This is a genomic window from Longimonas sp., from assembly GCF_046498435.1.
GTDB lineage: Bacteria > Bacteroidota > Rhodothermia > Rhodothermales > Salinibacteraceae > Longimonas.
On record NZ_JAWOAR010000069.1, the window covers coordinates 1 to 7,669 of the forward strand.

A 7,669-nucleotide genomic window follows, 5' to 3' on the forward strand; every position below is an offset into this window, starting at 1 on the left:
AAACCGGGTGAAACACGCCCAACACGTGATATCGAGTTGGATGTGCGGGTGTGCGACTGTTGCATGACGGCCTCGGTACGCGAGGGGGCGGATGTCCGCGTCTTGTACCGCGACCGCACCCAGGCCGAAATCCGCGACATTGCATCCACACGTATTACACCGTTAGAGCACCAGGACGAGGGCCGGGTGGCCGCGGACGACTGGGAGATGCCTGCCTGTCCGGTAGAGGGCCCGGCAATTGCCCGGCGCGGCGCCACCACCGATGCCGTCTGGTTCACGGGCAGCGAGAGCACCCCCAAGGTCTTCTGGGCCACGGCCCGCAACGATTCAGACGATTTCGGCGCGGCCACACAGATCGATCAGGGCGCCCCCGCCGGCCGCGTCGGAGCTGTGGCGGTTGACACGAATCGGACGCTGCTTACCTGGGTCGAAGCTGCCGACGCAGGCGCTTCGTCGGGCCACATCATGGCGCGCCTGGCACATGGTGAAGAGGCATCCGCTGCCTCTGATCTTGTGCCAGTGAGCACAGGGCGAGGAAGTGGGTTTCCTGTGCTGGCACGCAGCAACAATCATGTGTGGCTGGCCTGGACCGCCGTCTCTGAAGACACCCGGCGCGTTCGCATCGGGCGCGTAGCGGGCCTGGGCCAGGAGTAGACGGCCGGAGGACATACGCAGTTGCGGTTCACTCCCGTCCGCGGTTCAACGCTAAGTGATGGAAGAAATATACCAGTAGCCGAAGACTGGAAGCCCCCTCGGCGCAGACGTCTCCGGAGCGGCTGGCAGGGCGAACGGGGGACCGTTCGACTCAGAAGCAGATGTTTTTCGTTCACCCGTTCATCCTTCGGTCCATCCACACACCAACGACGCATGTGTCCGTTTAGCCCACTCGTCGCATGGCTCCGCTGAGCTGCGAGGAAACGGCCCGACCTATGCATCCCCCGAAACCGACGAAGTCGCGTTGAGGCGGTAGATAGCGGGTACCTGGTCGGGGCTGTCGACTTCGACTTCCAGATTGTGGATAATTCCTTCAGAGAGCTGATAGATCCATCCGTGAACGGTTACGTCTTGCCCACGCTGCCAGGCTTTCTGCACTACGGTGGTGCTGGCAATGCCTTCCACCTGGTCGATCACATTGAGTTCGCAGAGGCGATTCCAGCGCTCTTGTTCATCTGGAATGGTGTTGAGTTCATCATGATGCTGGTGGTAGCACCGCTTGATGGGTCGCAGCCAGTTGTCGATGAGGCCGTGATCGGTGTGCTCCATTGCCGCTTTTACGCCGCCACACTGGTAGTGTCCACACACTACGATATGTGGCACCTGAAGCACCTCAACAGCATACTCGAGCACCGAAAGCCCATTCAGATCGTCGTGATCAATTCGGTTGGCGATATTGCGATGCACAAACAGATCGCCCGGGTGGCACTCCACGATTTCGTTGGCGGGCACCCGGCTGTCGGAGCAGCTAATCCATAGAAAGCGCGGCGACTGTCCGTCGGTAAGCTCCTCAAAGAAGCTGGGGTCCTGGTTAGCAGCCCATTCACGGTTGCGCTGAAGCAGTTCTTTGGGCATAGCAGCAGAAAAACAAGCCTTGGGGTTGACATTACAAGTGCGTGTTATACCCCGCTGTGGCGGTTTGGTCCGCTGCTACAAGTCGAACCGCGGGTCTTGGGGCACGGATCGCCTGCTGCATGCTCTGCTGCCGCTCACTCGTCATCCGCCAAAAACTTGTTGAGGCGTACCACCTGTGTGTCCGACACAAACATGACCCCAGAGCTTTTTTCGAAGAGCGGGGTGAGCCCGTCGATGATCGACTGGATTTTGCTTTCATCACTTACGGCGAAGAACATGACAAGGCTGGCGTCATCGTTGAAGAGCAGATACCCTTCGTGAAAGCCGCTCTCCCCTCGGCCCGCCACGTTGCGGTGAATGGTGTAGCCGCTCACGCCCGACTCTTCGAGCAAGTCTTGCACGAACATCTCGCGCTTGCCCTTTACAATGATCTCGATCTTTTTGAGCGCATGCAGCGTGTGCTGCGCGTGTTGGTTAGTCTCGTTCATAGCATGCAAAGCGGTTGATCGGGAGAAGATACAAGGGGGATGCGTTGGGTCATACCGCCGGTGCAGGATTGGGCTCCGGCGCACTGGAGGATGCTTCGGTGTTGGGAGCGAACGTATCAGCGCGGGTTTCCCACGTACCGCCCGGCTGGTAGCGGCGCACGATGTTATCCTCTTCCGGATCCATCACCGCCAGCGCCATCCACTCGTGGTCGAAAAGCGTGCGCAATTGCACGTTGCGATCCAGGACCTGCTCTACACGTGCAACCGGAGCCTGTATCACAGCCATCAGCCGAAGCGGATGGTGGTACGGCGTCGTGTCGTCGCTCTGGAGCGATTGCAGCGGCAGGCCCGTCATGAGGTCGCCGCCGTTGCCCTGCCACACGCCCATGTTGCCCACCACGTTCTGCGTGATCTTCGAGCCGCTACCGTACACGGCGTTGTCGACGGTCGAAAAGTAATACTGCGTGTTGATCCATTCACCCACTACGAGCGGACCGGCCATAATCTGCTTTAGTGCCGTAGCATTCGGGTCGGTCTGCCAGTCGTAGGCGTGCAAAAACACGCGGCCCTGCAAGTTGAGCGGTGCCGTCAGGTCGCGCGGTCCGATAATGAACGCCGCATTGCCCGAAAGCCCCCACTCCGGACGCGCCTCGGCCCAGTCGGCGGCGCGGCGTTGGGTATCGGCCGTGCTCTGTTTAGGGCGGGCCCCGCGCAGCGACGGTGCACGCTCGGCGGTGGCCCGCTGCTGGGCTGCGCGTAGGTCACGCCGCAACCGCACAACGTGAGTGGCCTGCGCATCCGTAAGCTCGGGCGTACGGAAGAGCGTCACCGCATCGGTGGTGGTGTTGTGCTCGGCAGCCAAAAACACAGTATCGTCGGGGATGTCAATGCCACGCTCGCGCAGTCCGCCGCGCACGCTGGGCTCATTGCACATAGCCGCCAGCGCCCGCGCATTCGGTCCGCCAGGGTGTCCTGCACATGCCCCGCAGTCCAGGCTCGACTGATACGGGTTGTTCGCCGTTTCGCTGGCGTGGCCGGTAAAGACCACCACCGGTGCAAAGCGATCCCAGCCCATCAGGCGAAAGGCGGCTTCGGCGTATGTTACTTTTTCGCGCTGCGTGAAGCCCACCGACAGGTCCGTGTCGTCATCGGGTGCAATGTAGTCGATCGTGAGCGTGCAGAAGTCCTCCGGTCGGGGTACGCGCTCGTTCCACGCCCGCCGGGCCGCCCGCAGCGCCGCAGGGCTTAGCGTACGTGCCGCCAGTGCTGCCCCGAAGAACCCGCCTGCGGCCTCCACAAAGCCAAATGCTGCCGCCACGTTGGTCTTGAGCGCCTTCGTCAGGGTGCGGCCCGCACGCAGCCAGGCCATCCATCCGTCGTGCGTGGTCGCCGCGTTCTCGTGAGCCGGATCGGGCCGCTCGCACACCCGATGCTTCGGCGACACGATGGGCGGACACAGCTCGGTGCGGGTATCGGTGCCGTGGGCTTCGTACTGCATCGGCAGGCCAAAGAACCCGGCATAGCCAAACGTCTCGTACGCACCGGTCTGCTCCAGATGGCGGCGAATCACCTCCGACCGTACGTCGATGCAAAACACAAGCTGTGCATCGGGGCGGTGGGATGCAGAGGACTGTGGCGCTGACAATGCAGCGTCTTCCAAATCGGCCAGCAACTGCTCGCGATAGGTGGCTTCCCACGCCTCCAGCCAGGGGGCCGCCCGTTCCGCACGCACAGATGCGGTTTCCGCACTGCTGGGCGCGGCGTCTTCATTCTCGGGCGCAATGGGTTGCTCAAGTGCACGGGCGGTATGCAAGCGCGCAGCCAGATAACCAGTTAGGGTTATGGGATGCGCGGCTTGCCACGCGTCGTGACGGTCTTGTGTACGCCACTTAATAAATGACGCCCAGCCCGGCAGGTCCACCAGGTGGCGTTGCAGAATAGCTTCCCACTGCGTTTCGTCGTAGCCCCGAAGTGCCTCGGTCAGCGCCTCCAGCGGACGCTCGGGCACGTCGCTCAGGTCGCCACGGTGCGGGAGTTCGGTATCGTAGGGTGCCACAGCGCGCCACGCGGCAAAGAAGCCCTTGTCGCGGTTCGGCATGGGCCAGGCGGCCTGTCCCTGATCCAGAAACGCCGCCAGCCACTTTGCCATGATGCGGTTCAGTGGATCGTTGGCCGCAGGCTGCGGGGCCCTATCGGACTCGGCCGCCTCGATCTGGTCGAGCACCGCCTCGGGGGCTGCCGTGATGCCGTGCGCCTCCAGGCGGTCCGCCAGCACATCGGGGTCGATGGCGCCCGTGGTCCAGGCATGCCGCAGTTGCGCCGCCGCTGGATAGCCGCGTCCGCCAAACAGCTCCTTGGCTGCCGCCACCGCCGAATCGAACGGCTCATCCTCGAATCCAGCCAGCGGATTTGCGGCGATGTACGATTGCAGCGGCCAGCAGCGGCCCAGCACAGCAGCGGCATTCTCGACGCGGGCGCGCAGGGCAGACAGATCAGTGCGCATGGTATTGGGTGCGGTGGTTGGTAACAGTGGAAGGAGCAGGTTGCGACATGTTCAGCAGCGCCGCATAGAGGCGCGGGCGCTCGCGGTGCCATCCGCGCTCGATGGCGATGTACGCCAGCACAAAGAGGGCACCGACGACCGCATGCAGCACAGAGACCTCGGCGGGTGCCACGGCCATCGGCAGGTCGGCGGTGAGCGCGGCGATGCCGTTGTAGACGCCAGCGTAGAGCGCAAGTGCGGGAGCTACGACCAGCGGCAGGGCAATGGCTCGCGCACCAGGTGCCAGCGCAGTGGAGCGCAGGGCGGTCTTGGCGGCGTGCAGCACCGACAGCACCACGACCAGCGTGAGCACGGCCCCGCTCCCCAACGCTACGAGCGACTTACCCGTCAGCCACGCAAAGAGCGCGCCTCCGGCCACCGCCGCGATGCCAGTTCCAATCCATGGCCCGGCCCCCGGCGCTGCAGGCGGCTTAGCCCGTGGCGCCTTCGCCGTAACGACCGCCCCCGACGCCAGAAAGAGATACGCTTTGTAGAAGCCGTGCAAGATAAGATGCGCAATGGCCGCCGCAAAGAAGCCGAGTCCGCACTGCAACACCATAAATCCCATCTGCGCCACGGTCGAGCAGCCCAGCTGGCGCTTCACGTCGGACTGCACGAGCATCCAGGCCTGGGCGAGCAGCGCACTGAGCGCCCCCACCGCCACAATGCCGAGCATTACCGCCGGCAGCGCCGCCACAATGCCTGCAAAGCGCGCCAGGAGGAGGCCGCCTGCGTTCACCAGGCCCGCATGCATAAAGGCGGATACGGGCGTCGGGGCGGTCATGGAGGAGAGCAGCCATCCATGAAACGGGATGAGTGCCGACTGAATCATGGCCGCGCCCACCAGCAGCACGGATACACCAGCGAGTACGCTGGTGGGAAGCATGTCAGTGCGCGCAAGCGCCTCCGAGATGGTGGCGGTTTCGGTGTATCCGGCAATCAGTCCCAGCGCCGCCACCAGCAGGGCGCTCCCCCCCAGAAACGACCACCGGGCTCGCCGGGCGGCCGCTTGCGCCTGTGGCCACCCGCGAATGAGTCCGATGAGGTCGGCCAGCAGCCAGCCCATAAGTGCCCAGCACGCGGCGAAAAGCGCCAGGTGGTTGGCCGCGGCGAGTAGCAGGACCACCAGCGTGAGCGCAAGCAGGCGTGCGTAGAAACGCCTCGTGTGCTGGCTTCCATCCATGTAGCGGCGCGCAAAGCTATGCACAATGCCGCTTACAAAGGTCACCACCGCCGCCATGACAAGCATGAGCCCATCCACACGCAGCAGCGCGCCGGTGGGGGCATCGAGACCCGTGGTGGCATGCATCCCCAGCGCGCCAAGACTGACGGCAAAGAGCATCCAGATAAAACGTGTGCTAACTGTTGCCATTTTGTTTTTTGGAGTGGAAGAAGAATGGAGTCGCCTCTAAAAACAACCTGTGACTGCTTACTCACCTTGTCCCAACGAGTATGCGCGGCGTCCATCGAAGGTATACAGGTGCTCGGTTTTGATGACATCCCACTCTGCTTCATGCAATGCCCCGAGCAAGTCGAGCACGCGATCGAAGGAGATCGAATCGGCATCGGCGGGCAAGAACCGGCAGCGCCAGTGGTCGGTCCAGAAGGTTTCGGGCAGGCCATCAGGATACACCTTGACGCCCCGGTTGGTGATCATCTTAAGGATCCAGTCGACCGTTGCAGCCGCCTCGTTGAGCCCTTGTCCAATCACATCTGGGTCGCGCCCCGATTCATCCCAGTCGATAAATACGTCAATGCCGCGCAGTACCTTTTCTTGCGCGGGTGTCGGGGACGGCTCTACTTGAATCCTGGCGGGCTGATACCGAACCGGTGAGAGCGTGACGGGCTCTTCTCCCAGCCGTTCAATGACGGCATCGGTAAAGGCTTCGGTGCCCACCTTACGTTCGCTAATCCCTTCGCGGTAGACATCGGCGGTGTGGATGCCATCTTCCAGCGTCTTCAGCCACGCATTCTCGATAGTCTGTGCCATGTCGGCCACGCCAAGGTGCACGAGCATCTTGGTAGCGCCCATGAGCATGCCCGAGGGGTTGGCGATGCCTTGCCCTGCAATGTCGGGCGCTGAACCATGAACCGCCTCAAACATGGCCACATCAGACCCGATGTTGGCGGACCCCGCAAGTCCAACGGAGCCGGCCACTTGCGCTGTGATGTCGGACAGGATATCGCCGTAGAGGTTAAGCGTCACGATCACGTCAAACTGCTCGGGCTGTGCCGCCACCCGCGCCGCGCCGATGTCGATAATCAGATGATCAGCTTCGATGTCGGGGTATTCTTCAGCCACCTCCTCAAATACCTGATGGAAGAGCCCATCGGTATGCTTCATGATGTTGTCCTTCGTCATGCACGTCACCTTGTCGCGGCCATGGGCGCGGGCGTACTCGAAGGCGTAGCGGATGATGCGCTCCGAGCCTGGACGCGTGACCAGCTTCAGGATCTGGGCGACCTCACGCGTTTGCTGATGCTCGATGCCTGCGTAGAGATCCTCTTCGTTCTCGCGGATGACAACAACATCCATCTCTGGGTGATCTGAGTCGACAAATGGCGTGTAGGCCTTGACCTGCCGCACATTCGCAAACATGCTAAGCGCCTTGCGCAACGTCACGTTCAGGCTCTTGTAGCCTCCGCCCTGCGGCGTCGTGATAGGCCCTTTCAGCAAAACCTTGTTCTGACGGATCGCCTCCCATGCGTCGTCGGGAATGCCCGAGGTGACGCCCCGCTCGTACGCTGCTTTGCCAATATCAATGACATCGTAGTTCAGCGGAGCGTTGGCCGCGTCGAGAATGCGCAGTACCGCTGTGGTAATTTCAGGGCCGATCCCATCGCCGTATGCTACTGCAATTGGGAGAGGAGGAGGGGTGGAGTTCGTATCCGAAGCAAATGGGGCCGAAGCCGGCATTGTATCCTGATTCATCGCATTGAAAGGGTGTGTGAGTGGGCAACGAAGGCAAAAGCGGGGACGACACAAACAAAAAACACAAACAAAAAAGCCGACTCGCAACGCCTTGCCGCAGCGTTGGAAGTCGGCTTGCAATCTGTTGCACCTGCTCAG

The 7,669-nt window shown here is 62.2% G+C and carries 5 protein-coding genes and 1 pseudogene; 1 reads left to right on the forward strand and 5 read right to left on the reverse strand.

Annotation, left to right across the window (positions count from 1 at the left end):
- Window positions 1-654, forward strand: a pseudogene (locus tag R6U20_RS03000) (hypothetical protein); the annotation flags it as partial.
- A 273-nt stretch (window positions 655-927) separates the two neighbouring features.
- On the opposite strand, the gene R6U20_RS03005 reads toward R6U20_RS03000, so the two are convergent.
- The 5 genes from R6U20_RS03005 to R6U20_RS03025 all read right to left on the reverse strand — a co-directional run bounded on the left by R6U20_RS03005 (window position 928) and on the right by R6U20_RS03025 (window position 7,516).
- The gene (locus R6U20_RS03005) at window positions 928-1,569 is read right to left on the reverse strand and encodes a carbonic anhydrase (protein ID WP_410336388.1); all 642 of its coding nucleotides are present in this window, start codon (window positions 1,567-1,569) and stop codon (window positions 928-930) included.
- Window positions 1,570-1,703: 134 nt separating this feature from the next.
- Window positions 1,704-2,057 carry a P-II family nitrogen regulator gene (locus R6U20_RS03010; protein ID WP_410336389.1) on the reverse strand — a complete coding sequence of 118 codons (354 nt, stop codon included), beginning with the start codon at window positions 2,055-2,057 and terminating at the stop codon, window positions 1,704-1,706.
- Between the two features lie 49 nt (window positions 2,058-2,106).
- Window positions 2,107-4,560, reverse strand: coding sequence for a DUF2309 domain-containing protein (locus R6U20_RS03015; RefSeq protein ID WP_410336390.1), 2,454 nt, complete (start codon window positions 4,558-4,560; stop codon window positions 2,107-2,109).
- On the reverse strand, window positions 4,550-5,971 hold the full coding sequence (locus R6U20_RS03020; RefSeq protein ID WP_410336391.1) for a proton-conducting transporter membrane subunit: 1,422 nt from the start codon (window positions 5,969-5,971) through the stop codon (window positions 4,550-4,552). Before R6U20_RS03020 ends, R6U20_RS03015 begins: the two co-directional genes overlap by 11 nt.
- Window positions 5,972-6,028: 57 nt before the next feature.
- Window positions 6,029-7,516 carry an NADP-dependent isocitrate dehydrogenase gene (locus R6U20_RS03025; RefSeq protein WP_410336392.1) on the reverse strand — a complete coding sequence of 496 codons (1,488 nt, stop codon included), beginning with the start codon at window positions 7,514-7,516 and terminating at the stop codon, window positions 6,029-6,031.
- Window positions 7,517-7,669: the final 153 nt, after the last annotated feature.